We start from the raw sequence: 23,931 nt of genomic DNA, 5'->3' as shown, positions 1-23,931 counted from the left end.
CCTCCGGGATTTGACGCCCGGAGGTCCAAATTTGAGCTCAGAAATAAAACTTTACTTCTGAGAGATTTCTTTGAGCCGATTCGTAAACTGTTCCAGGTCAGTCACGGCGACATAACTTTCCGCACCGACGAAGTCGGCCAGACGTTCCGACTTGGCGGAAGGCCGATTTCCGACAATCACCACCCGCATGCTGGGACAGGAAAGTCGGAGTTTGCTGGCCATCAAAAAACCGCTCTCGTTGCCGGGCAGATGATCGCTGAGCACCACCAGGGCGGAATCCATTTCACAAGACAGAGCTCGTAAGCCGGAAGATTTTTTCGCACAGAACACTTCCCAGCCTTCCGCGGTCAAGGATTCCTTGATCTGAGGCAGGGGCAGTTTCGAATCCAGGCATAGTATCAGGCAGCCTCGAGAAGCCTTGCGACGGCCTCCCTGGGGCTTGTTTTCTGGTTTCGTCATGTAGTTATTCACGTTTCTCACCATTCTGAAAGCCTAATCCTCTATTCTCTTATTCGACGAAGGAGGGCTTTTCTTACAACAACCGGGAACGAATGGATACTTCAAACTTGCGGGATGTTCGCCGAAATTTTCACGCCTAGTAGATTATCCTTGCGTATATCTTACCTAGACGTTAGAAACGGGCCGAAAGCCTTGAATATTACCACACCTACCACGATTTAACGAGCGTTGGAACCACCTATGAAAGCCAAACTCTCCATCGGTACCTGGGCCTATCTATTCAACCAGGAACAGCCGACGAACGATTTTCATGTGATCCTTCACAAACTTCAGGATCTCGGCTACGAAGGGGTCGAATTGGGCAGTTTTGGACCACACCCCAGCCCGGTTTCTCACCCCACGAAGATGAGCCGCGTGAAGCTCAAAAAAGAAATAGCCGACCATGGACTGGCCCTGTCGGGTATCGCCGTCGATCTTTGGGGCTTCAAGGTGCCCGGAGTCAGCATCCTCGATGAAATTCCCTCGGCCTACACCACCGCGTTCTTGGGCTGGACCCACTTCGCCGCCGACCTGGATGTCGATACCATCCGCGTCGATACCGTGCTTCCTCCCAACTATTTTGAAACCGAGGAAGGCAAGAAGGTCGGCATCATGAAGGGTATGGATCGCCTGATCACCGTTTGGGACAAGTGCAGCAAGATAGCCGCCGATCATGGCCTGAAGATCTGCTGGGAATTCGAGCCCGGCTTCCTGTTCAACAAGCCGAGCGAAATTCTGGCGATCGTGGATGCGGTTCGCGGCATGCACAACCACAACTTCGGCGTGTTGTACGATACCTGCCATGCCCACATGTGTGCGGCCGTCGGCGCTAATCACCAGGGAGAAAAGGAAATTCTGCCCGGCGGTGCTCTGGAATTGCTGCACAAACTGCAAGGCAAGATCACGCACGTTCACCTGATCGATTCCGATGGCTCGCTGAACGAGCACAATACTTCAACACACAATCCGTTTGGCACCGGCAAGCTGAACTTCGACGAGCTGATTCCGGCCATCCAGAAAGCGGGTGTTCCGAACGATTGGTGGTGTGTCGACCTCTGCTTCTGGCCGCACGCCTGGGAAGTCACGGCCGACAGCAAGAAGTTTCTGGATAAACTGCGGACCAAGTACGTGGCCGCCTGAAGTTGATAATTGGAAGCCAAACTTGAGGAGTGCCGCCGGACGAGCGGCACTCGGATTTTCGCCCGGCAGTATGTGTTATTCGCGACTCCGATAGACCGTAAACAATTTTCCAATCTGCACCGTTAAAGGGATCTCTCCATGTCGAAACCGTTGAATATCGGCTTGATTGGTACTGGCTTCATGGGCCGGGCGCACTCCAATGCCTACCGCAAAGTCAGCAACTTTTTCAAGCTCCCCTACCATCCCGTGCTGAAAGCGGTTTGTGCCCGCAGTGCCGACAAGGTGAAGGACTTCGCGGAAACCTGGGGCTACGAATCGACTGAAACCGATTGGAAGACGCTGATCAGTCGCAAAGATATCGATGCCATCGACATTTGCACGCCCAACAACAACCACGCAGAAATCGCGATTGCCGCAGCCCAAGCCGGTAAGATCATCCTCTGCGAAAAACCTCTGGCGATGAACGGACCGGAAGGCTTGAAGATGGTGGAAGCCGTCGAAAAGGCCAAGGTTCCCAACATCGTTTGGTACAACTACCGCCGGGTGCCCGCGGTCACGCTCGCCAAGAAACTCATCGAGGAAGGCCGCTTAGGGAAGATCTTCCACTACCGCGCCAAATTCCTCCAGGACTGGACCATCAGCCCTGAACTTCCCCAAGGCGGCGCCGGTCTGTGGCGATTGGATGTCGCGGCTTCCGGTTCGGGCGTCTCCGGCGACCTGTTAGCGCACTGCATCGATACCGCACTCTGGCTGAACGGTTCGCTGGATACGATCTCGGCCATGACCGAGACGTTTATCAAAGAACGCAAGCATACCTTGACGGGTAAAACGGAAAAAGTGGGCATCGACGATGCCTGCATTTTCATGGGCCGCTTTAAAAACGGCTCGCTGGCGAACTTCGAATCGACCCGCTATGCCCGCGGCCACAAGGCTCTTTACACGTTTGAAATCAACGGCGAAAATGCCTCGATCGCCTGGGATTTGCACGATCTGCATCGCCTGCAGTATTTCGACTACAAGGACGAGGGGAAACTGCGTGGCTGGAAGTCGATTCACGTGACCGATGCCGGGGGCGATCACCCCTATATGGACAAATGGTGGGTTCCCGGTCTGTCGATCGGCTACGAACATTCTTTCGTTCACCAGGTAGCCGATTTCCTCGAATCGCTCGGTTCGGGTAAACCCGCCATGCCCGATTTCCGGGATGCGTATCGCACTCAGTTGGTGCTGGATGCCATTACCGAATCTGCCAAGACCGGTAAATGGGAAAAAGTGGAATCGGCCTGATCCTAAAAAACTTCGAGAGGTTGCTTTACCCGTTTTTGATTCTGTGGTATAGCCACCTCTCGTTAGGTATACCGGGTGACTATCCCGCCGCTTTTTTTGTTTTGTTGCAAGGATGCAACTGATGCGAATCACTCATCTTACCGCCTCGTTTATGTTTGGCGGTCCCGAGCGGCAAATGCTCGGTTTGGCCCAGAACTCCCAGAATTCGCATAGCTTTCTCAGTTTCTCCGAAAGCGGCCGCTCCACGCGTTTCGTACGCCAAGCTCGCGATCTGAACATCCCGGCTAAGACGCTGGCCCATGATACGCCGTACCTGCTGGAAGCTCGTCGAGATGTGATTCGGGAACTCGCCCGCTCCAAGGCCGATGCCATTATTTGCCACGGCTACAAATCGAATCTGATCGGCCGAAAGGCTGCCCGCCAGTTGAAAATTCCCGCTCTGGCCGTTTGTCGAGGTTGGACGGGAGAATCGCCCAGGATTCGCCTGTACGAATTATTCGACCGCTGCCAGCTTCGCAAAATGGATGGCGTAATTTGCGTATCCCAGGCTCTGGCTCGGCAGGTGCGGGCAGCAGGTGTGCCTAAATCGAAAATCCACGTGATCTGCAACGCGGTACGTCCCGAATTATTCCGGCAGGATCGCGCGGCCAGCCGCGAACGCGTTATGAGTCTGTTTCGAAAGATTCCTGCGGATAGTTTCGTTATCGGTTCCGCCGGGCGTTTGAGCCGCGAGAAGGGTTTTGATCTCCTGATTACCGCGGCAGTGCAAGTCGTATCGCGATATCCGCGTGTCCGGTTCGCACTGTTCGGCGAAGGGTCCGAAAGAGCTTCCCTGCAAAGGCAAATTGAAAAATTCAAATTGGAGGAATTTTTCTTCCTGGCCGGGTTCACGGAAAAGCTCGACCAGATGATTGCTGGCTTCGATGCTTTTGTCTCCGCTTCGACGACCGAAGGTCTTCCCAATGTGCTCTTGGAGTCCGCCGCCGTCGGACTGCCTATCGTTGCTACGGCCGTTGGCGGCGTGCCTGAGATCGTAAAAGATCAACAAACCGGAATTCTGGTTCCCAGCGGCAATCCGAACCGCCTCGCAAATTCACTCGGTGAAGTGGTTGAAAAGCCGGAGCTTGCGAAAAAACTGGGTAAAAACGCCCGGGAGTATGTGGCAAGACACTTTTCGTTTGCGGCCCAGGCGGACGAATACGATACTTACCTCTCTGGATTTGTCCCAGGCCAGGACCATTGCGTGGAAGAAAGACGGCGGGCCGCGTGATAGCCAATCCCCTGCGAGTCTGTTATTGCATCGACAATCTGGCTCCGGCTGGTACCGAAAAGCAATTGCTGAGACTGCTGGAGACGCTCGATCGCGAAAAAATTCAACCTCATCTCGTACTACTCGATGGATATTGCGAAAAATCCCTCGCCCTCGAACCGAAGGGAATACCAATCCTCCGGCTAGGTGTTAAAAAACTCGCAAGCGGGAAGGCCTGGAGAGCAGCTCGAGAGTTCCGAGGCTTTTTAAAATCCCATCGGATTGATGTTCTGCAAGTCTACTTCATCGATAGTGCCCGATTGGCCATCCCGGTCGCTCGAACTGCCGGGGTAAAACGAATATTCCACGTCAGAAACAACTGCGGTTACTGGAGCACCCGGAAGCTGCCATTTCTCGACCGTTTTCTCCATCGACTCACCGATCTGTTTCTCACTAATAGCGAAGTAGCTCGGGAAGAATGGACTCGCTTAGGAATTCCCGATTGGAAAATTCGGATCCTGGACAATTTTCTTCCCACTCCCACGGCGACATTTCATCCGCCGTTTCAAAAATCAGTTCCCGTAGTCGGCCTGGTAGCGAACCTCCGGCCGGTCAAGAACGTCGATGGCTTTCTACGAATGGCCAAGAGAATCGCCGAGAAGGGCATCCGCGCCCAGTATCGCATCGCCGGGGATGGTACGGAGCGAGCAGCACTGCAACGCCTCAGCGAACAACTGGGCATCGACCCGTTCGTTCGTTTCGAAGGGCAACTCTCCGATATTAAAGGCTTTCTGGATGACCTCGATATCGCCGTGTTGTGTTCGCACTCCGAAAGTAATTCGAACGCTCTGCTGGAGTATTTAGCGGCCGGGAAACCGGTTCTGGCGACCGATGTGGGCCGCAATCGCGAATGGTTGGAGCGTACGATTTCGGGGGCGATAGTCGACTTGGCGGATGAGCCTTCCTGGGCCGATCATTTAGTGAATATGCTTGAGGATCAAACTGAAACCACCCGACGTGCTCGGTCGGGTTGGGAGTTGTATTCGAAGCTCGTCAATGAGAGTCGATCGATCAAACAGTGGTATAAGCTCTACAGTATCGAGACTAGCGATGTGTGGCCGGCATGTTCGGTTTCTGGATATCCGTCCCGCCGTTCGGCTTAACGCTGATATCGCTCTCCTTGGATTTATCGCTTCCGATCCGGTTGCTGAAATCGTGCAGCGCATCGCCCGCCCATTGGGCACCTTTCTTGACGCTGTCTTCGAACTTTCGGGCATCCACATCGACGCGATAGGTCCCTTCGCTGGAGAGTTGATTAACCTGGTACCAGCCCTGATACCAGCCAACACCCACAGCGACCAGAACCAGCAATCCAAATAATGCTAATAGATTTTTCATGGGAAATTCCTTTTCAACTCAAACTCCGCCCAGTCGGTAAGCATCAACTATCCGGTATTCTAAGCGGGGCACTTTTTATTTAAGACTTTCTCCGAACGAACGGATCGTTCCGGTCGTCCTAACAATAGAGACGCTTATTCTTCCCTAGTTTGCAATTGCCGCTCCAAGCCAGAAAAAAGAGCACAATCTTTACCAATTGCTGCATTTCTAAGTTGGGATGGAAGGAGAATTGCGGGTAGAATAGATTGGGTAAGATTTTGGGAGAATTCCCGAGCAATCCGCGCCCACGTTCGAACCATCAGCGTTTGGACACCTCTCCATGGACCTAGGCGTATTAGCGAAATCGTCACCACCTAATGAGGGATCATAAATGGTCACGGGGAAATCACTACTGAATGAACTCCAGACCGCTTACGACGTCAACGACTATCGCAAGCTGCACTGGGAAGGCACGTTCGAAGATTATCTAAACGTCGTACTGGAAAACCCGAAGGTCACTCGTTCGGCCTACCAGCGACTCTACGATATGATCATCTCTTATGGCACCGAAGAGGTGTATGAAAACAAAGAGAAGATTATCCGTTTCAAATTTTTCACCGACTTCGCGACCCGGCAGGGTGATGGTATCTACGGTATCGACCGATCTCTGATGCAACTGGTCAATACCTTTAAATCGGCAGCTCAAGGCTACGGTACGGAACGACGCGTTCTGCTTCTGCACGGCCCCGTGGGCTCGGCAAAAAGCACGATAGCCCGCCTCCTGAAAAGAGGACTGGAAGAATATTCCCGCAGTGATGACGGCATGCTGTTCAGCTACTCCTGGAAAATGCCGGACGGCAACTGGCAGAAGTGCCCGATGCACGAGGAACCCCTGCATTTGATTCCCAATGAGATGCACGAAACGTTTATCGCCAAACTGAACGCCAATCGCGGGGGCCGGGATTATAAAGTCACCATTCGAGGCGGTTTATGCCCGTTCTGCCGGCAGATGTTCAACGAACGCCTGGCAAAGTACGATGGTGAATGGCAGAAGGTCCTGACCGAGATCAAAGTTTTCCGACTTCTTCTCTCCGAACAGGACCGCATCGGGATTGGCACGTTCCAGCCCAAGGACGAAAAGAACCAGGATAGCACGGAACTTACGGGCGATATCAACTATCGCAAGATCGCCGAGTATGGCACCGATAGCGATCCCCGGGCATTCAATTTCGATGGCGAACTGAATATCGCCAACCGCGGCCTGGTGGAGTTCATTGAAGTTCTTAAGCTTGATGTAGCCTTCCTTTACGATTTGCTGGGAGCTTCACAAGAGCACAAAATCAAGCCCAAGAAGTTCGCCCAGACCGATATCGACGAGGTCATTCTCGGGCACACCAACGAACCGGAATACAAGAAGCTCCAGAACAACGAATTCATGGAAGCCCTTCGCGACCGGACCGTGAAAATCGACATCCCCTACGTCACGCGATTGAAGGACGAAGTGCGGATCTACGAAAAGGACTTCAATCACGAACGAGTGCACGGCAAGCATATCGCCCCGCACACCATCGAAGTCGCGGCGATGTGGGCCGTGCTGACGCGTCTGGTGCCGCCCAAGCACGCCAGCCTCAGCCTGTTGCAGAAGCTGAAGCTGTATAACGGCAAAACCCTGCCGGGTTTCACGGAAGACAACGTCATCGAGCTGAAGCGCGAAGCCAACAGCGAGGGGATGCGGGGGATCTCGCCCCGATACATCCAGGATAAAATTTCCAATGCGTTAGTCGCCCATCCGGATGAGGATAACATCAATCCCTTCATGGTCTTAAAGGAACTGGAAGATGGTTTGAGACACCACTCCCTGATTTCCGATGAGGACACACTCAAATACTTCAAGGAACTTTTGAGCAGTGTGAAGGAGGAATACGAGGACATCGTGAAAAATGAAGTCCAACGGGCGATTGCCGCCGATGAAGATGCCCTCTCCCGCCTCTGTTCGAACTACATCGACAACGTCAAAGCCTATACGCAGCGAGAGAAAGTACGGAATCGCTACACCGGCAATTACGAGGAGCCGGACGAACGGCTGATGCGTTCGGTCGAGGAGAAAATCGATATTCCAGATGGTCGCAAGGATGATTTCCGCCGGGAAATCATGAATTACATTGGAGCCCTTGCCATCGATGGGCGAAAGTTCGATTATAAAACGAACGAACGTCTTCAAAAGGCCTTGGAACTCAAGCTGTTTGAAGACCAGAAGGATACCATCAAGCTCACCAGTCTGGTTTCCAACGTCGTCGATAAAGCGACGCAGGAAAAGATCGACGTGGTGAAAAGCCGCTTGATTCGCAACTACGGTTACAACGAATCGAGTGCCACCGACATTCTGACTTTCGTGGCCAGTATTTTCGCCCGGGGTCAGACCAAGAAATAGTTTCTGGAGGGATGAGGAAAGGTGGGGGCCTGACCGGCTTGAGGTCATGAACCGGGTCAGGCCGGAAGGAGCAGCCCTAAGTGTTCCAAAGGCGCGGCTCAGGGAACCCCCATCTTTCCTCTCTCTCCAAAACTGCCATTTTTCTGAGAAGCTACTTCAATTTGAACTAGAACTCTGCAGCGATCGCCCTATAAGAAATGGGTGCCCGTTTACCGCTCACGCAGGAGATAACTAGTGGCTGCAACACTAGCCGATATCAGGATTGATAAACTCTGGCTCAACCACTATCTGAAAAATTATCAAGAATTCTTAGGCCCCCTTCGAAACGAACCGGTCAAACTGCTGGAACTCGGGATCGCCAAGGGCGATTCCTTACGTCACTGGTCCGATTGGTTTCCTTGCGCCACTATCGCCGGCCTCGACATCAAGCCGTTTCAAATAGAATCGGGTTACGACCGGGTGCATTGCTACCAGGGAGAGCAGCAGGATACGCGAATACTGGATAAAATCGGTAACGAATTAGCCCCAGAAGGCTTCGATATCATTATCGACGATGCGTCGCACGTGGGGCAATTGAGTCGCATCAGTTTCTGGCATCTTTTTGAGCACCACCTCAAGCCCGGCGGACTCTACTTCATCGAGGATTGGGGCACGGGTTATTGGAAAGACTACCCCGATGGAAAGCACTACACGCCTCCCGGGGTCCAGTTTGCCTGGCACGAGAGGATATTGAACTCGCTGGCCAAGAACAACTGGATTCAAAATAAACGATTACTTCGCAAACTGGTCGGTTACACGCGTTGGAACTACGTCAAGAGCCGATTCCCCAGCCACAATCGCGGCATGGTCGGTTTCGTGAAGGAGTTAGTCGATGAGTGTGGGATTGCGGACGCGACCAGCCCCGAGTTTGGTTGTGGTCAGCCTCGTGCCTCCCGCTTCGAATGGGTCCGTTTTTCTCATGGGCACGTGATTGTGAAGAAACCGCTGCTCTCGGAGACGCCGACGGAGCCAGGAAGAGAAATATACTCAGGTAAATTTCAGCTCGATCAACGGTTTTAATAGGGATAACTCGAATTGGATCCGGATGTGCTATGGAGAAGCGCTGCATTCGAGGGTAAAATAGAGATAGAAGCCCGGCATGGAGCGTGCAGGGAAGCCCGCTAATAGAGGTCATATCGTGGGACAGAAGATCGAACGAGATTTTCAGCGGTTCCGCAAAATTGTCCGAGGCAAGATCAAGAGCGACCTGAGCAAATATATCAGCCGGGGCGAAATGATCGGCCGAAAGGGCAAAGAGCTGGTCAGCATCCCGATTCCCGCCATCGAAATCCCGCAATTCAAATATGGCAAGCGAAACAGCGGCGGCGTTGGCTCTGGCGAAGGCGATGTCGGCGCTCCGCTGGGTCCAGGCGGAGACGAGAACGGAATCCCTCAAGCAGGTGACGAACCGGGTGGCCACATCCTCGAAGTCGATCTCTCCCTCGACGAGATGGTGGAGATTCTCGGCGAGAATCTGGCTTTACCTCGCATCGAACCGCGTGGCAAAAAAAACATCGTTTCCACCAAGGACAAATACAACAGCATTCGTCAGGTGGGTCCGGAAAGTCTGCGGCACTTCAAGCGGACTTATCGGCGTGCGTTGAAGCGCCAGATTTCTTCGAACACCTACGATCCCATCAATCCCAAGATCATTCCCATCCGGCCCGACAAGCAGTACCGCAGCTGGAGGGAAACTCCCCAGCCGCAGGCCGTGGCCGCGATTATCTACATGATGGATGTTTCCGGCTCGATGACAGACGAGCAAAAAGAGATCGTTCGGATCGAATCTTTCTGGCTCGATTCCTGGATCAAGAAACACTACCAGGGGGTAGAGACCGCGTACATCATTCACGATGCCGTCGCCCGGGAAGTCGATGAGCACACTTTCTATCACACGCGGGAATCGGGTGGCACCAAGATCAGCACGGCTTATGAACTTTGTAAGCATCTGATCGATACCCGCTATCCCCCGGAATCCTGGAACATCTACGCCTTCCACTTTTCAGACGGCGACAACTGGGGCGATGATATCCCGCAGTGCCAGCATCTTCTGCACGAAAAACTGCTGCCGAGGGTGAACCTGTTCGGGTACGGTCAGGTGGAAAGCCCGTACGGCTCGGGCGAATTCATCGAACATATCGGAGAGCTATCCGACAAGCACGAAAATCTGGTGTTGAGTAAAGTCCCCAATAAAGACGCCATTCTGGAATCGATTAAGGACTTTTTGAGCACCGGGAGGTAGGAATGAATTCCTCCACGTTTTACAACACGAATCTGCCAGTTCACCTTCGCGTTTTGAAGGATGAGATCGAAGCGTACGCGCACGAATACGGGCTGGATTTTTTCGAAACGATCTTCGAAGTGGTCGATGCGGACGATCTGAACGAAATCGCCGCCTACGGCGGCTTTCCGACCCGCTATCCTCACTGGTCTTTCGGGATGCAGTACGAGGAACTGAAGAAAGGCTACGATTACGGGCTGTCGAAAATTTACGAGATGGTGATCAATAACGATCCCTGTTATGCCTACTTGATGCAGTGCAACCATCTGGTCGATCAGAAACTGGTGATGGCTCACGTTTATGGGCACTGCGATTTCTTCAAGAACAACGCGTTTTTCGCCCATACGAACCGAAAAATGATGGACGATATCGCCAATCATGCGGCTAAAATTCGCGACTACTCGGAACGATTCGGCGAAGACGAAGTCGAATCGTTCATCGACCGCTGCATGTCCATCGACGACCTGATCGACATTCATTCGGTGGCCATTAAGCGGCGGGGCGAACATTCCAAATACGACTTCAACGAAGAAACGAATTCCATCGAAGCCGAGCCGCCCCGGTTCAAAAGCAAGGACTACATGGATGCCTACATCAATCCGCGCGAGCGAATGAGCGATGAACGGGAACCCCGTAAGAAGCAACCGACGGCCAATTTTCCGGATCATCCGGAGAAAGATGTTCTGCTCTTTCTGATCGAGCATGCCCCCCTGCGAAACTGGCAGCGCGATATCCTCTCCATCATTCGGGATGAAGCGTATTACTTCACACCGCAGGGTCAGACCAAAATCATGAATGAGGGCTGGGCCTCGTACTGGCATAGCACGATCATGACGCAGAAAGTCCTGCAGTCTTCCGAACTGATCGACTACGCCGACCACCATAGCGGCACGATGGCCATGAGTGGCGGCCGACTGAATCCGTACAAGTTAGGCATCGAACTTTTCCGCGACATCGAAGAACGGTGGAACACCGGCCGCTTTGGCTCGGAATACGACGATTGCGATGACCTGGATACCAAACGCCGCTGGAATCGCGAGTTGGGCCTGGGTCGGAAAAAGATCTTCGAAGTTCGAAAGATCCACAACGACATTACCTTCATCGACACATTTCTGACTCCGGAGTTCTGCCACCGGCATAAGCTCTTTTCGTTCGGCTACAACGACTCGGCGGAACAGTATCTGATCGAATCCCGGGAATTCGACAACATCAAAAAACGACTGCTCTTCAGCCTGACGAACTTCGGAAAGCCCTGGATTGTCGTAGTGAATGGCAATCATCGCAACCGCGGCGAACTACTGCTGAAGCATCTGCACGGCGGCATGGATCTTAAAGTCGATACCGCCCGCGATACCCTGGCCAATCTCCAGTTCATGTGGAATCGGCCCGTTCATCTGGAAACTCTGATTGATGGAAAACCCAGCCTGATGTCGTTCGATGGGAATGACCATTCGACTCAGCTGATAGGAGATAATGACGATGGCAAACGCAAACCTGACCGCAAAGCTTAGCGAGATCAGCAGCACAATCGATACGGCCCAGATCCCGCTGCCGAACTGCACTCTGGAATTGACGGGGGTCGTCAACGATTCTCTCAGTTCCCGCTTTCGCTCGCTGAAATTGAAATCGACTTCCACTGGCCCGGAACTGACGGCCGGCGAAGTCAAAACCTGGTCGCAGCAGGTCGCCGGTAAAGTCACGGGGCTTCTGGAACCGCTGAAAGTCCTGGAAGTCGATGAACCGCAAAAGACTGCCCTTCTCCGCAGCGCGACGCCGACGAAAGGTAATGGCGAAGTTTCGTATTACGAGATGCTGTTGCATTCCGACCGAAGCTGCGAGATGACCCGTTATCAGGCATCGACCGGCGAATCGAAGCCCCGGGAAGTTCAGCCCATGACTCTGACGCACGAAGTGTTGAGCAAGCTGATCGACGATGTGATGGGGTAGAATACCACCGTTGGCTTACCCCTTTTGACTACGCTCTCGTCGAGTGGACTCAGGCTATCAGTTGCCGCCAGCCACGATTTTTATCACATCAATTCGCCTGGCATTTTCGCCTGGCATTACCTCGTCGGCCAAAATCCTGCCCTTGACCAATCTTGCCCGATCCGCGAATATCCAGTCGGAACCCAGGGAAGGGCAACTATGTCGACTGAGAATATTTCCGAGGCACGACGATGGCGGCTTTTGGCCGCGTTTCTGATTGCCGCGCTGACGATCCTCCGAATTATCTACCTTGGCTATTTTTGCAGTTTCGATTTGGCACCGGATGAAGCGCACTACTGGGATTGGGCCCGCAACCTCGACTGGAGCTATTACAGTAAGGGCCCGGGCGTCGCCTGGCTGATCCATGCCAGCTTGTCTCTATTCGGCTCCCTTTCGATTTCCTTAACCGGTTCAGAATTACTCGCGGTTCGGTTGCCTTCGGTAATCTGCGGAACTCTCTTGCTGGTCGCTTTGTACAAGCTGACGACCCGGATTTATGGCAACGAAAAACTCGCTTTTCTACTCATCGCTCTGGCCAGCACGCTCCCGGTTATTTCGGCCGGTTCGCTGCTGATGACGATCGACTCTCCGTTCGTGTGCGCCTGGTCCTGGGCACTTTTCTTCGGTTATAAAGCGATCTTTGAAAACAGCCGGATTTCCTGGCTTCTTCTCGGTCTATTAGTCGGTGCAGGAATTCTGGCCAAATACACAATGGCATTATGGTTTTTCTCAGTCGGTTGCTTCTTTCTATTCACCCCGACTTTTCGCTACCAACTGGGGCGAAGAGGCATCTGGATCGCGGGCCTTATCAGCCTGCTTTGCTGTCTGCCGATCTTTTACTGGAATTGGAAGAACGACTGGGTAACCTTCAAGCATGTGGCCGTGCAGGCAGGGGTGCCGATGGCCCAGAAGAACACGGGCATTCGCTGGCTGGGACCGCTGGAATTTCTCGGCGGCCAGCTGGCCCTGATGATCGGCTACTGGTTCGTAGCCTGGTTCGCGGCCATGATCGTCAACCGGCCGGGGAAGCAGACCGATCCCAAGAAGCTATTCCTCTGGTGGATGTCCGTTCCCACCGTGGCACTATTCGCGGGTGTGACATTCAAGGCAGCCGGTCAAATTAATTGGCCGGTGGCGGCATATATCTCGGGCATGATTTTAACCGTCGGCTGGCTTTACGAACAATGGACGAGTGCCGATCTCCGCTTTGCAAAAATTTCACGCTTCGGGACTTATGTCGCTGCGAGCATCGGCTTACTGCTCACGGCAGTCGTCCTTGATTCCCGGCCCTACCGGGCCGCCGTATCTCCTCTGGTCAAAGCTCCCACGGCAGCGGATCCGTTTCCAATTCGCAAATTCGATCCGACCTGTCGGCTCCGAGGCTGGAAATATCTGGCCGGAGAAATCGACCAGATTCGGGAAGAATTACTCAAGTCTGACGGAGCGGAACCGACAATCGCAGGATTTAGCTGGATGACACCCGGTTTAGTCGGCTTTTTTTGTAAAAATCACCCTTCCGTTTTTACAATCGGGCCGGTTTTTGGAGACCGCCACAGTCAGTACGATCTTTGGCACCCAAATCCCCTCGCGGATGCGCAAGTCTTCATGGGTAAGACGTTCGTGGTTGTCGGGACAGGAAGTCCTGACCTGACCAAAGCTTTCGATCAGGTCACTCCACCAAGGCAGGTGATCTACCGGGAAGATGGTCAGCCGATTAGCGGGTGGACTATCTGGGTGTGTCGCGGATACCGCGGTTTCGACTCGGTGATACTCGATAAATCGAAAACGACTTACTAACCGGTGAGGAAGATTATGAAACCGGGCAAAATGTGCTGCAAATCCTGCGGGATGAGTTGGCCCCGACAACATACCTTGACTTCGATTCACGAACAACAGGCCATTGAATCAACGCCCTGTCCCGTTTGTGGCGCGATGACCCTGAGCTTCGAGCGAGCTTCGACTGAAAAGATCTCCGGTTTGTCTCTGGCGGCCCTGATGGGTTGTCTGCGACTGCAACCGGCCCGATAAAACGAAATCAAATCATCGCCCAAATTTAACGAATAACACTTTCGAAGCGCCCAACTCCAAACCCAAAACGTGGATTTCGGATTTCTTCCGGGGAAGAGGAAAATCTCTGTCGGGGACTTGCCTTCGTGATCTAGAATTAGGTAGATCCGATTTCCAAACCTACACCGTGAAGCCCACAATAAAGGAGTTTATCTCCATGAGAAAGATCAGCCATTTTGGCTTCTTTTCCGCATTACTAATGACCGGTGCTTTCGCCGGTTACAGTTTTCACAATCACAACCAACTCCAGGCCGATTCCCGGAATGTTGCCAGCTATCCCAAGGAATTGACCTCCTACCGAGACATCGTTAAACGCTGTCTGCCCGCCGTCGTGAGCATCGAGCCACTTCGTAAAGTCCGTACTTCCAATGGCGTAACCAATCAGGTGACCGGAGTCGGATCGGGAGTTATCGTCGATTCTCGAGGCGTGATTCTCACGAACTATCACGTGGTGGATGGAGCCGATTCACTAGCGGTTCTACTGTCCGACGGGAAACGGTTTGTTACCACCGATATTCGCGGCGACCGAAAAACCGATCTCGCCGTCGTCAAAATTCACCCCGACCAACCGCTTCCCAGTCTCTCCTTCGCTAACAGCGATGAGATGGAAGTCGGCGATCGCGTCCTGGCAATTGGTGCTCCCTATGGGCTGGCCGGGAGCGTGACACACGGCATCATCAGCGCTAAGAGCCGAAACTTGAAAATGAATCTCTATGAAGACTTCATCCAGACGGACGCCGCGGTGAATCCGGGAAACTCGGGTGGGCCGCTGATCAATATGGAGGGGAAGATTATCGGGATCAACTCGGCCATCAAGTCGAAATCGGGCGGCTTCCAGGGGATCTCTATGTCGATCAGCAGCAATATTGCCAAGCAGATCATGGAGACCTTGCTGCGGGACGGCATCGTTAAACGTGGTTATCTTGGCATCGGAATTCTCGATATCGATGAGCAGTTGGCGAAGCAACTCGGTCGAAAATCGAACTCCGGCGTCGTGATTTCCCGCATCTACGAAGATACTCCCGCTGCCAAGGCCGGACTCAAGGTCGGCGATATTATTACCCGAATCGATGAAAAATCGATCAACACGGGCGATGAATTCACCAAAACAATCGCTTTGCTGGCCGCGGGGAAGACCAGCGATCTGGCGATTATCCGCGATGGCAAGCCGGTGAATTTGCGAGTTCTGATCGAAGAACAGCCGGCCACCTTCGGTCTTAAAGATTAGCTTCTGATCCTGGAACGCAGGAGTTCGATTATCTCGTGTTCCACCAGTTCCAATTTTGGTTGCCAGAGAAATTCTCTCTGGCAACGTTCGATTGCCTCTTCGGATATTTGCTGGTAACTTTCTTGTAACGTTAAAATCCCAAACAAGGCATCCGAGAGAACCCCTAGGTTGGCTTCCACTGCCTCGCCTCCCGTCCCCTGTAAGACATCTCCGGCCCCGCCCGCTTTGTAACCCAAACAGCGCTTACCATTAGCCATCGCTTCCAGATAAACCAAGCCGAACGAATCGGAAATCGACGGCATGCAGAAGAGATCTATGCCGGCAAAGAAATCCCGCTTCTCAACATGCGACAGCGGTCCAACAATCGAGACCACCGACGTTAACACCGGCTGTCGCTTCAAGTCCTTCTCCAGGTTCGGCAGCATGCTCGGGCCCGCCAGAACCAATCGGACCTGAGGTACTAACGAAGGGTTTTTCTCCAGAGCGATTCGTAAAGCTTCGAGGAGATCGAGGGTGCCTTTTTCCCTTGAAAGATTAGCCAGATGACCGATGACAAGTTGATCCTCCATCGCTCCCCACCTCGAGCGAGCTTGTAAGCGATTGCCTCCAGTAACTTCGGTAGTATCAACACCCAAACCTTGAAGGCGTATTTTTTCCGCGGGCACTCCCATCTGCTGGATTGCTTGAACTTCACTCGGCGTTTGAGCAAAAATCAGATCGGACTCTCTCAAAAGTCGTACCATCGGCTTGGCGAGGTACGCCCTTCGGATGGCATTGTTGGGATCATTCCAGGGGCCGATATGCACAAACGGTGTGAGGATAAAGGGGCAACCGAGCCGACGGGCTAGCTTCAGTCCGCAAAGACAGGGGAACAAATAAGGGAAAGCCGAAGCATGCACTGCATCGAACTTTTTCTGTGTGATTTTTGCCTCTTTTCGCATGCCAAAACTGATGGGATTGACGGGAAGCACCCATCCCTTAAGTGCAGGCATCGGCAACAGAGAAAGCCCTTTTAGAAGATACCTCCGCAAAGGCCAGTAGTCGATCGGGAAACGCCGGATGGATACTTGGCCATCGAACGATTCGCCAGCGGGTAATCGGCTGGCCTTCGAGTTCCAAAAGGCCGAAAGATCATTCGCATCGGTCGTCCAGACCTCCACCGAATGACCGCGTTCCACCAGCCAGCGCGAGAGCCGGGCAAAATAAGCCTCCGAACCGCCCCAAGCCGGGGGGTATCTTTGTATCACATGAAGCAGGTTCAATGGCATGTTTTGCCTTATTCTGCACTACGCAACGTCGCGGGCTGTCATAGTATGATCGAAGAGCAATTTGACACGCCCGCTTTTATTTGGGAGCCGTGACAGGCATGATTGCGATTTCGAAGTTGGCCAATTCCGTGAAGCCCTCCGCCACCATGGCCGCCGGAGCCAAAGCCAAACAGATGAAAGATTCGGGTATCAAGGTTTACGACTTCAGTCTTGGCGAGCCCGATTTTCCCACGCCGGCCCATATTTGTAAAGCCGCGGATGAAGCGGTCAAGGCCGGCCACACGCACTATACGCCCGCTCCCGGCATCATGGAATTGCGTAAAGCGGTCTGCGCCTGGTACAAGAAAGTGCACGGCCTCGAATGCGAACCGGCGGAAGTACTGATCTCCGCCGGGGCCAAGCATTCCATCCACAACGCCTTGGCGGCGACTTTGAACCCGGGCGACGAAGTGATCATCCCGGCCCCCTATTGGGTGAGTTACAGCGACCTCGTCAGCATGACCGGGGCCAAGCCGGTGTTGGTCGAAACGACGGCGGAATCCAAGTTCAAGATGACTCCGGCCCAGTTCCGCGGTGCTGTCACTCAGAATTCCAAACTGCTGATGCTGAACTCGCCGTGCAATCCGACGGGAACGGTCTACACCAAGCAGGAACTAGAAGCTCTCGTTGACATCGCCATCGAAAAGAACCTGATTATCCTCAGCGATGAAATCTACGAACAACTGACCTACGGCGATGCCAAGCCCACCTGTGTGGCTACGCTAAGGCCCGGCTTGAAACAGCGAACTATCACCATCAGCGGTGCCAGTAAGAGCTACGCCATGACCGGCTGGCGCATGGGCTGGACGATTGCCCCTGCTCCGGTCATTGCCGCCATGAATAACATTCAGGGCCAGGAAACCGGCTGTCCTTCGAGCGTCAGCCAGTATGCCCTTCTGGCGGCCCTCAACGGCCCGCAGGAATGCGTGGCCGAGATGCGCGAGCACTTTGCCCGTCGCAAAGATTTAACCTGCGGTTTGCTGCGAAAAATTCCGCACATCACTTTTCCGGAACCGGAAGGTGCTTTCTACGTTTTCTTCAACGTCTCGGCCTATTTCGGCCGAACGATCGACGGCGTAAAAGTGACGGATTCATTAGGTTTCTGTACGGCCGCTCTCGAAAAGGCTAAAGTGAATTTTGTGCCCGGCTCGGCATTTGGTCAGGAAGGCTTCATTCGAATGTCGTTCGCGACGAGTGATGAAGTCATCAAAGAGGGGTTGGACGCGTTCGCCAAATGGCTTGCGACGTAATCCGTTAAATCGAAAGGAGATACTATGCCTGTCTTGTATCTCACGGAAGAACAGGTTCGCCAGGTTCTCACCATGGAAATGGCGATCGAAGCCGTCGAAGCCGGTTTACGCAAAATGGCTCTGGAAGAAGCCTTCAACATCCCCCGGTCGCGCTGCCAGACCGATCACACCATCCTGCATGTGCTTTCCGCTGCAGCCAAGTCCCTGGGAGTAATCGGCTACAAGGCTTATACGACCACCAAAGCGGCCGCCCGTTTCCACGTTACGATTTATGATGCCAAATCGGGAGAGATGTCGGCTTTGATGCAAGCCGATCATCTCGGACAGGTACGAACGGGAGCCGCCAGTGCGGTTGCGACGAAGTGTTTGTCCCGGCCGGAATCGAAACATCTCGGGATTTATGGCAGCGGTAAGCAAGCTCGCACGCAGGTGTTAGCGGTTTGCAAAGTCCGGAAGATCGAAAAGATTACGGCTTACAGTCCGACGGAAGCGAATCTCAAAGCCTTCGTGGAAGATCTTCAAAAAGAAGGGCTGCCGATCGTAGCGGCTACTCAACCGGAACAGGCCGCCCTCGGTCAGGATATTATTTGCACGGCCACGAAGAGTCGCACTCCGGTTTTAAAAGGAGAGTGGATTGCCCCGGGCACGCATCTGAATATTGTGGGTTCGAATTTCCTGGGCAAATCGGAAATCGATCTGGAAGTTATCAAAAAGACGAACGTTCTAGTGATTGACAGCAAGGAACAAGGCCGGATTGAGGCCGGCGATTTTGCGGAAGCCCTGGATACTAAGCTGATTGCCTGGTCCGATATCCACGAATTGGGTCGAGTCGTCACCGGCCGCTTACCGGGTCGGGAATCCCCGACGGAAATCACTTTGTTCAAATCGCTAGGCATCGGCCTGGAAGATATCGTAGTGGCTCAGAAAATCCTCCTCCGAGCGCGGGAGATGAATATCGGAACGACTCTCGACCTTTGAAATTAAGCCGCTTTGCGTTCCGCCACATTAGGCTCTTCAATATTCAGAGTCTCCCGCACGCTATAGGGAGATTTACTCTGGCTTTCGAAATAGGTCCGGACCACAACCTCCCCGATGACTCCCATCGAGACGAATTGCATGCCCACAAGGGTGAGCATCACACTCAGATGGAGCAAAGGGTTACCAGTCATCCAGAGGCCGGAAATCATCTTCATAAGGACTGTCGCGGCCAGAGCGACAACACCCGCTCCGACAAAAGTGAGCCCAATGCCGCCCAGAAAATGCATCGGTCGGGTCAGATAACCCGAGAGAAACTTGATGGTGATCAGATCCAGAATCACTCGTCCGGTTCGGCCGATGCCGTACTTTGAAGTACCGGCATTGCGAGCGTGATGCTTCACCGGCAATTGAGCAATTCGAGCACCCTGATTCATCAACAAAACGGTGATAAACCGGTGCATTTCGCCGTAGAGTTTCAAGCCGTGAGCAAATTCCGCTTTCATGACGCGGATGGCGCAGCCGAAATCCCGGAAAGGAATACCGGCTACTTTGCGAATCAGACGGTTGGCCAGATAGCTGGGAACCTTGCGAAGGAGCATACCGTCTTTGCGTTTAGCCCGCTCTCCGAGAATCACATCATAACCTTCATCCAGCTTGGCGATCATACCGGTGAGATCTGAAGGATCATTCTGAATATCACCATCCATGGTCGCAATCAAATCGCCGGTGGCAGCATCCAGACCGGCTTGCGTGGCCGCCGCCTGCCCAAAATTTTTGCGGAGTCGGATGACTTTGACCCGGGAATCAGCCTGAGCGAGATCGCTGAGTACTTGCGGCGAACGGTCCGTACTGCCGTCGTCGACAAAAATCAATTCCCAGGGACCCCAATCCTGCAGACTCTTCACGACCAACGCGTGCAGCGGCTTCAGGTTATCCTGTTCATCCTTGATCGGAATTACGATTGAAAGCTTTCGCATGAGAACCTTCCCTGGTTCAATTATCGAATTTCAAATTTCCAAACGATCGGCTGCCAGCCGATCTTGCTGAAAGCGATATGTTTCTCGCCCGTCAGCTCGAAGTGGAGGTAGTAGGTACCCGCTTTTTTGATGGCCGGAAGGCAGATCTCCAGATCCACACTTTCACCCGGTTGCACCACGCGATCGAAGAGACCGGCTACGTCCTTATAAACAATCTCTCCGGCTTCGTCGTTTACCTGATAGCACAGGTGCACGCCGACGAATCGCCCGGCACTCATTTTCCACGGCATTGAGGAGAGGTTTTCCGCCTGGGCGATGAAGCAAAGCGTCTGATCCCGCTTCCATTCCGGCTGAGGCGGAAGCTTCAAGTTCCCGAGAAAATGCCCCGGTTCATATTTCGTGAGGATCCAGTCGCGAAATATTTCGGGACTATGTTCCTTCTGAATTGACTGAAGATATTCTTCGTAAAAGTCAAAGAACTCGTCCATGCGAGCCGTGGTCATCGCCCGAAAATGCCCATAGCGCGGGGAGCAGTTCCATCGCACATCGCTCAAATTGGCATTGGTATAGAGCAGCAGAAAAATCCCCGTGGCCAGTCCCGTGCGATCCGATCCCCGACGGCAGTGAACCAGCAAGGGCCGTTCGCTCCGGTCGTAGATCTCGACCAGTTTGCGCATCTCGTTAGGGTTGGGGAAGACGTTCGCGGAGGTCGTCAAATCTTCTTGAGAGATACCGAGTTCGGCAGCGACTTTACTCTCGGCTTGGTACCAGCCTTCCCAACCGTTGAAGCCCCGCAAGTTGACGATGGTTTTGATACCGTTTTCCGAGGCGAATTCCCGGAGCTTGGCTTCAGAGAGCTGCGCACTGCGGTAAAGTTGTTTGTCGATGACTGTGTGAGTATTCCAGCCTGCCAGAACGTGAAGCACTTCCCAGAGCAGCAATCCCAGAACGGTAAGGAGCGCAGCAAGGCTTGCCCACTTCAACCTCTGGTAGGACAAAGGCCATGCGAGCTGCTTCCTGGAACTGACGAGATTTGGCGCGATCAATTTCATCCCGAATTACGACGACCTTTCCCTAGCTGTAGTCTGCTGAGGAATGGAAAATTTTGCAAGGCCGACAGTTTATTATCGGCTTTCGGCTTGTCAAAATGTGCAAATCGGGAGGATTGGGCGAACAAAAATCAGTCGGTCTAAGCTTCCTGCAGCCGGGTTTCCCAGGCTTCGACCAGTTTATCGATGCCTTTATAGACGAAATCGATGTTTTCCAGGTCGTGACCAAGCTCAATGGCCTTCGTCAGTTCGCCGAACTCCGCATGGCCTTTCGCGAGTAAAAACAGCAGTTCCTTCTTGGAAGCTTCGTCGTTGACGGTCACTGCCGCCAGGGACTCTTCGAGATTTCGCTGGGCCAAACGCCAGTTGTTCTTGAGCAGGAAGCACTTGCCCAGATGCATCATCGCTTTACCCGAAAGCCGAGTGTCTTTTCGCACGACCTGCAATTCGGCGATCGCTTCGTCCACCTTACCGCCCTGGTAGAGTCGGATGGCCAGTTCCAGTCGAAAGCTGGCGTCGGTTGGGAAACGCTCGCTCTTGGCTCGAAAGATTTCTACTTCGCGGGCATTGATTTCCTTGATGAGCTTATTGCGAATCCGCTTGAGGTCTTCCAGAGAAGGGCCGTCTACTTCTTCGACCGCCTCTTCAGCGCTTTGCGCTTCCAGTTCGGCAATTTTCGCATTGCTCAAGCTGAGATTTTTGGTGAGGGGGTCAATCTCCATTTCCAGAAGTTCCATACGAACCTGGAAATTCTGCCCCGTGGCATTCAACGCCTTCTCCAGCGTTTCCTTGGCCTGCTCGACACGATTCATTTTCTTGTACACACCGGCCAGTTGCAACCAGGCGTGAACGTCTTCGGGCTTTTCCTGGATCTTTTTCAGAAAAGGAGCCGCCTCGCGAGCCGCCCGATCGAGAGCGGGTTGTTCTTTGGAATCGCTGTTACTACCTGTTCCGGAGCCGATCGCCGTGTGGGTATTGCTGCCACCACCTTCGCCGTAGCGTCCACGCTGAATCGTCTCGCTAGCGGCCAGATCCTTGGCTTTATGGGCCGCTTCCACATCACTGGGAACGGCCTCTTTCACCATTTGCCAAAGGGCAATTGCATGCTGGAAATGGCCCCGTTTTTCGAAGAGTCGAGCCAGTTGCCGATTCAGTCCCGGATCTTTGGGAAATTTTTGTCGCGCCTGGTCCAGCACGAAGATCGCCGTGTCGAGTAAACCGGCTGATTCCGCAGCGGTGGCCATGTCCTGTTGGACGCCGAGATCCCAGGGATTTTTCGAAAGAATTTCTTCACCGTACTCAAGCACTTTCAGATAGTCGCCGCTGCGGAGGCAATTCTTCATGCGGGTCCGTGTCCCGGCGGTAGTCATGAATGCCAGAGAACTGCCTTTGAGGTTGCTGTATTTGCTCTTCTGGGTCCGGCGCAGCATCTGGCGATAGGCGAGATTGCCGGGATCGAGTTTGCAGCAGAGTTGCAACAACTGGATGCCATAGTCATAATTACCCGAGGGCAATATCTGATTGGCACGGTCGAAATTGTCCGCGGCGATTCGGCGTTGTTCGGGCGTAGGGGTAATAGAGGTCTTCGAAGTAATATCTGCCATGCCTGGTTCCTATCTGGCTGCGAGTACATGCAAACCGTAGGACGGTATTGAAGTCTGACAAGTCTTTAACGAGTAGTTACTATCGTAACAGATCCCGCAAATGTTCCGAAAGAACGATTTGATGTATTTTTATTGGATCTTCTCAATATTCCAATCGATAGGTCTATGAAGATGGGCAAACTCCTTTCAATTCAACCGGCCTATCCCGAACAAGAAATCATCGCTTTAGCAGCGAGTTTGCTAAAGCGAGCTCTTCTCGTGGCATTCCCCACCGAGACCGTCTATGGCCTCGGGGCAAATGCGTTAGATCCTCAGGCTGTTCAAAGGATTTATACCGCGAAAGGTCGGCCAAGTACCAATCCTTTGATCCTCCATATTAATAGTACCGCTCAGGCCAAGCTTCTTGCCTCCGATTGGCCTGAGGAAGCCGATTTATTGGCAAAAAAATTCTGGCCCGGCCCCCTTACGATCGTACTTCCCAAATCGCCCATCGTACCCGACTTGGCAACCGGTGGGGGTTCGACCGTGGCGATCCGAATGCCTAACCATCCCGTGGCACGGGCGTTGATAGAAGCCAGTGGCGTTCCTCTGGCGGCCCCCAGTGCTAATCGTTCTCTGGGTGTTTCCCCAACGCGTGCCGAGCATGTTCTGCAAAGTCTGGGAGATCGGGTCGAGTTGATTCTCGACGGTGGTCCAACTCAACGAGGAATCGAGTCAACTGTTGTAGATCTGACAGAAAAGCCAGTGAGGATTCTTCGCTTCGGACCTGTTACGCCCGAAGATCTGCGAAATTGCTTAAAACAGGAGGTCGTCTGGGGGGCCAATGTCGCGGACGGCCAGATTCCGCAACCGGCTCCGGGAATGTCGGCTCGTCATTACTCCCCGAAAACACCGCTGTCGGTTTTCGAAAGTTCTGAGGAATGGCTTCGGCATGTGACAATCGCTCGACCAGCAAGCCGTCGCATCACACTGTTTATTTCCTGGCCGAAGGAGCAGTTAGCTCCCTATTCCGAAATTCAATGCATGCCATCCGATCCGGCCGCATACGCAGAGATTCTTTATCAAACTCTCCATGAACTGGATCAGAATCAGTTCGAAGAAATTCTCATTGAGTTGCCACCTAAAGAGGAAGAATGGCTGGCAGTGCGAGATCGGCTAACGCGAGCCGCGGCGAAATAATCCC

The 23,931-nt window shown here is 53.2% G+C and carries 21 protein-coding genes and 1 other RNA gene; 16 read left to right on the top strand and 6 right to left on the bottom strand.

All coding sequences use genetic code 11. The features are described 5' to 3' along the window. Positions 1 to 51: 51 nt before the first annotated feature. Positions 52 to 459, bottom strand: coding sequence for a response regulator (locus KIH39_RS04005; protein ID WP_213497978.1), 408 nt, complete (start codon positions 457 to 459; stop codon positions 52 to 54). Between the two features lie 240 nt (positions 460 to 699). On the opposite strand from KIH39_RS04005, the gene KIH39_RS04000 reads away from it, so the two are divergent. The 4 genes from KIH39_RS04000 to KIH39_RS03985 all read left to right on the top strand — a co-directional run bounded on the left by KIH39_RS04000 (position 700) and on the right by KIH39_RS03985 (position 5,337). Beyond that, positions 700 to 1,638, top strand: coding sequence for a sugar phosphate isomerase/epimerase family protein (locus tag KIH39_RS04000; protein ID WP_213497977.1), 939 nt, complete (start codon positions 700 to 702; stop codon positions 1,636 to 1,638). Between the two features lie 138 nt (positions 1,639 to 1,776). After that, positions 1,777 to 2,925 (top strand): Gfo/Idh/MocA family protein, encoded by a 1,149-nt coding sequence (locus tag KIH39_RS03995; protein WP_213497976.1) that lies wholly within the window; start codon positions 1,777 to 1,779, stop codon positions 2,923 to 2,925. Positions 2,926 to 3,046: 121 nt separating this feature from the next. Next, positions 3,047 to 4,195 (top strand): glycosyltransferase, encoded by a 1,149-nt coding sequence (locus tag KIH39_RS03990; protein WP_213497975.1) that lies wholly within the window; start codon positions 3,047 to 3,049, stop codon positions 4,193 to 4,195. Next, a complete protein-coding gene (locus KIH39_RS03985; RefSeq protein WP_213497974.1) occupies positions 4,192 to 5,337 on the top strand; it encodes a glycosyltransferase in 1,146 nt (381 codons plus the stop codon). The genes KIH39_RS03990 and KIH39_RS03985 overlap by 4 nt, the downstream gene beginning before the upstream one ends. Here KIH39_RS03985 and KIH39_RS03980 read toward each other — a convergent pair. Continuing rightward, positions 5,279 to 5,572, bottom strand: a complete 294-nt coding sequence (locus KIH39_RS03980) for a hypothetical protein (protein ID WP_213497973.1) — start codon at positions 5,570 to 5,572, stop codon at positions 5,279 to 5,281. The genes KIH39_RS03985 and KIH39_RS03980 overlap by 59 nt on opposite strands. Before the next feature lie 370 nt (positions 5,573 to 5,942). Between KIH39_RS03980 and KIH39_RS03975 the strand changes: the two genes are divergently transcribed. From KIH39_RS03975 to KIH39_RS03935, 9 genes are all read left to right on the top strand, one after another. Next, entirely contained in the window at positions 5,943 to 7,982 is a 2,040-nt protein-coding gene (locus tag KIH39_RS03975; RefSeq protein ID WP_213497972.1) for a PrkA family serine protein kinase, read from the top strand. A gap of 20 nt (positions 7,983 to 8,002) precedes the next feature. Beyond that, an RNA gene (ffs, locus tag KIH39_RS03970) (signal recognition particle sRNA small type) lies at positions 8,003 to 8,099 on the top strand. 117 nt (positions 8,100 to 8,216) lie between these two features. Beyond that, positions 8,217 to 9,041: a class I SAM-dependent methyltransferase gene (locus KIH39_RS03965; protein ID WP_213497971.1), complete on the top strand. Its 825-nt coding sequence runs from the start codon at positions 8,217 to 8,219 to the stop codon at positions 9,039 to 9,041. A gap of 118 nt (positions 9,042 to 9,159) precedes the next feature. After that, positions 9,160 to 10,263, top strand: a complete 1,104-nt coding sequence (locus tag KIH39_RS03960) for a DUF444 family protein (RefSeq protein ID WP_213500259.1) — start codon at positions 9,160 to 9,162, stop codon at positions 10,261 to 10,263. A gap of 2 nt (positions 10,264 to 10,265) precedes the next feature. Beyond that, positions 10,266 to 11,813, top strand: coding sequence for a SpoVR family protein (locus tag KIH39_RS03955; protein WP_213497970.1), 1,548 nt, complete (start codon positions 10,266 to 10,268; stop codon positions 11,811 to 11,813). Then, positions 11,782 to 12,249 carry a hypothetical protein gene (locus KIH39_RS03950; protein ID WP_213497969.1) on the top strand — a complete coding sequence of 156 codons (468 nt, stop codon included), beginning with the start codon at positions 11,782 to 11,784 and terminating at the stop codon, positions 12,247 to 12,249. The genes KIH39_RS03955 and KIH39_RS03950 overlap by 32 nt, the downstream gene beginning before the upstream one ends. 198 nt (positions 12,250 to 12,447) lie before the next feature. Then, a complete protein-coding gene (locus tag KIH39_RS03945; protein ID WP_213497968.1) occupies positions 12,448 to 14,085 on the top strand; it encodes an ArnT family glycosyltransferase in 1,638 nt (545 codons plus the stop codon). 15 nt (positions 14,086 to 14,100) lie between these two features. Continuing rightward, on the top strand, positions 14,101 to 14,316 hold the full coding sequence (locus KIH39_RS03940; protein WP_213497967.1) for a hypothetical protein: 216 nt from the start codon (positions 14,101 to 14,103) through the stop codon (positions 14,314 to 14,316). 196 nt (positions 14,317 to 14,512) lie between these two features. Then, a complete protein-coding gene (locus KIH39_RS03935) occupies positions 14,513 to 15,583 on the top strand; it encodes a S1C family serine protease (protein ID WP_213497966.1) in 1,071 nt (356 codons plus the stop codon). On the opposite strand, the gene KIH39_RS03930 is transcribed toward KIH39_RS03935, so the two are convergent. After that, positions 15,580 to 16,851 (bottom strand): glycosyltransferase family 4 protein, encoded by a 1,272-nt coding sequence (locus KIH39_RS03930; protein ID WP_213497965.1) that lies wholly within the window; start codon positions 16,849 to 16,851, stop codon positions 15,580 to 15,582. The genes KIH39_RS03935 and KIH39_RS03930 overlap by 4 nt on opposite strands. 98 nt (positions 16,852 to 16,949) lie before the next feature. On the opposite strand from KIH39_RS03930, the gene KIH39_RS03925 reads away from it, so the two are divergent. Further along, positions 16,950 to 18,140 (top strand): pyridoxal phosphate-dependent aminotransferase, encoded by a 1,191-nt coding sequence (locus KIH39_RS03925; protein WP_213497964.1) that lies wholly within the window; start codon positions 16,950 to 16,952, stop codon positions 18,138 to 18,140. A 24-nt stretch (positions 18,141 to 18,164) separates the two neighbouring features. Beyond that, entirely contained in the window at positions 18,165 to 19,118 is a 954-nt protein-coding gene (locus KIH39_RS03920; protein WP_213497963.1) for an ornithine cyclodeaminase family protein, read from the top strand. A 2-nt stretch (positions 19,119 to 19,120) separates the two neighbouring features. Here the strand turns inward: KIH39_RS03920 and KIH39_RS03915 are convergent, their stop codons facing one another. The 3 genes from KIH39_RS03915 to KIH39_RS03905 all read right to left on the bottom strand — a co-directional run bounded on the left by KIH39_RS03915 (position 19,121) and on the right by KIH39_RS03905 (position 22,748). Further along, on the bottom strand, positions 19,121 to 20,095 hold the full coding sequence (locus KIH39_RS03915) for a glycosyltransferase family 2 protein (protein ID WP_213497962.1): 975 nt from the start codon (positions 20,093 to 20,095) through the stop codon (positions 19,121 to 19,123). 20 nt (positions 20,096 to 20,115) lie between these two features. Next, positions 20,116 to 21,147, bottom strand: coding sequence for a tyrosine-protein phosphatase (locus KIH39_RS03910; RefSeq protein WP_213497961.1), 1,032 nt, complete (start codon positions 21,145 to 21,147; stop codon positions 20,116 to 20,118). 137 nt (positions 21,148 to 21,284) lie between these two features. Further along, positions 21,285 to 22,748: a tetratricopeptide repeat protein gene (locus KIH39_RS03905; protein WP_213497960.1), complete on the bottom strand. Its 1,464-nt coding sequence runs from the start codon at positions 22,746 to 22,748 to the stop codon at positions 21,285 to 21,287. Between the two features lie 165 nt (positions 22,749 to 22,913). Between KIH39_RS03905 and KIH39_RS03900 the strand changes: the two genes are divergently transcribed. Next, positions 22,914 to 23,927, top strand: coding sequence for an L-threonylcarbamoyladenylate synthase (locus KIH39_RS03900; RefSeq protein WP_246539514.1), 1,014 nt, complete (start codon positions 22,914 to 22,916; stop codon positions 23,925 to 23,927). Positions 23,928 to 23,931 lie beyond the last annotated feature (4 nt).

The organism is Telmatocola sphagniphila (assembly GCF_018398935.1).
Lineage (GTDB): Bacteria > Planctomycetota > Planctomycetia > Gemmatales > Gemmataceae > Telmatocola > Telmatocola sphagniphila.
Note: the sequence above shows the minus strand (reverse complement) of the source record. Positions and strands in the feature narration are given on the sequence as shown.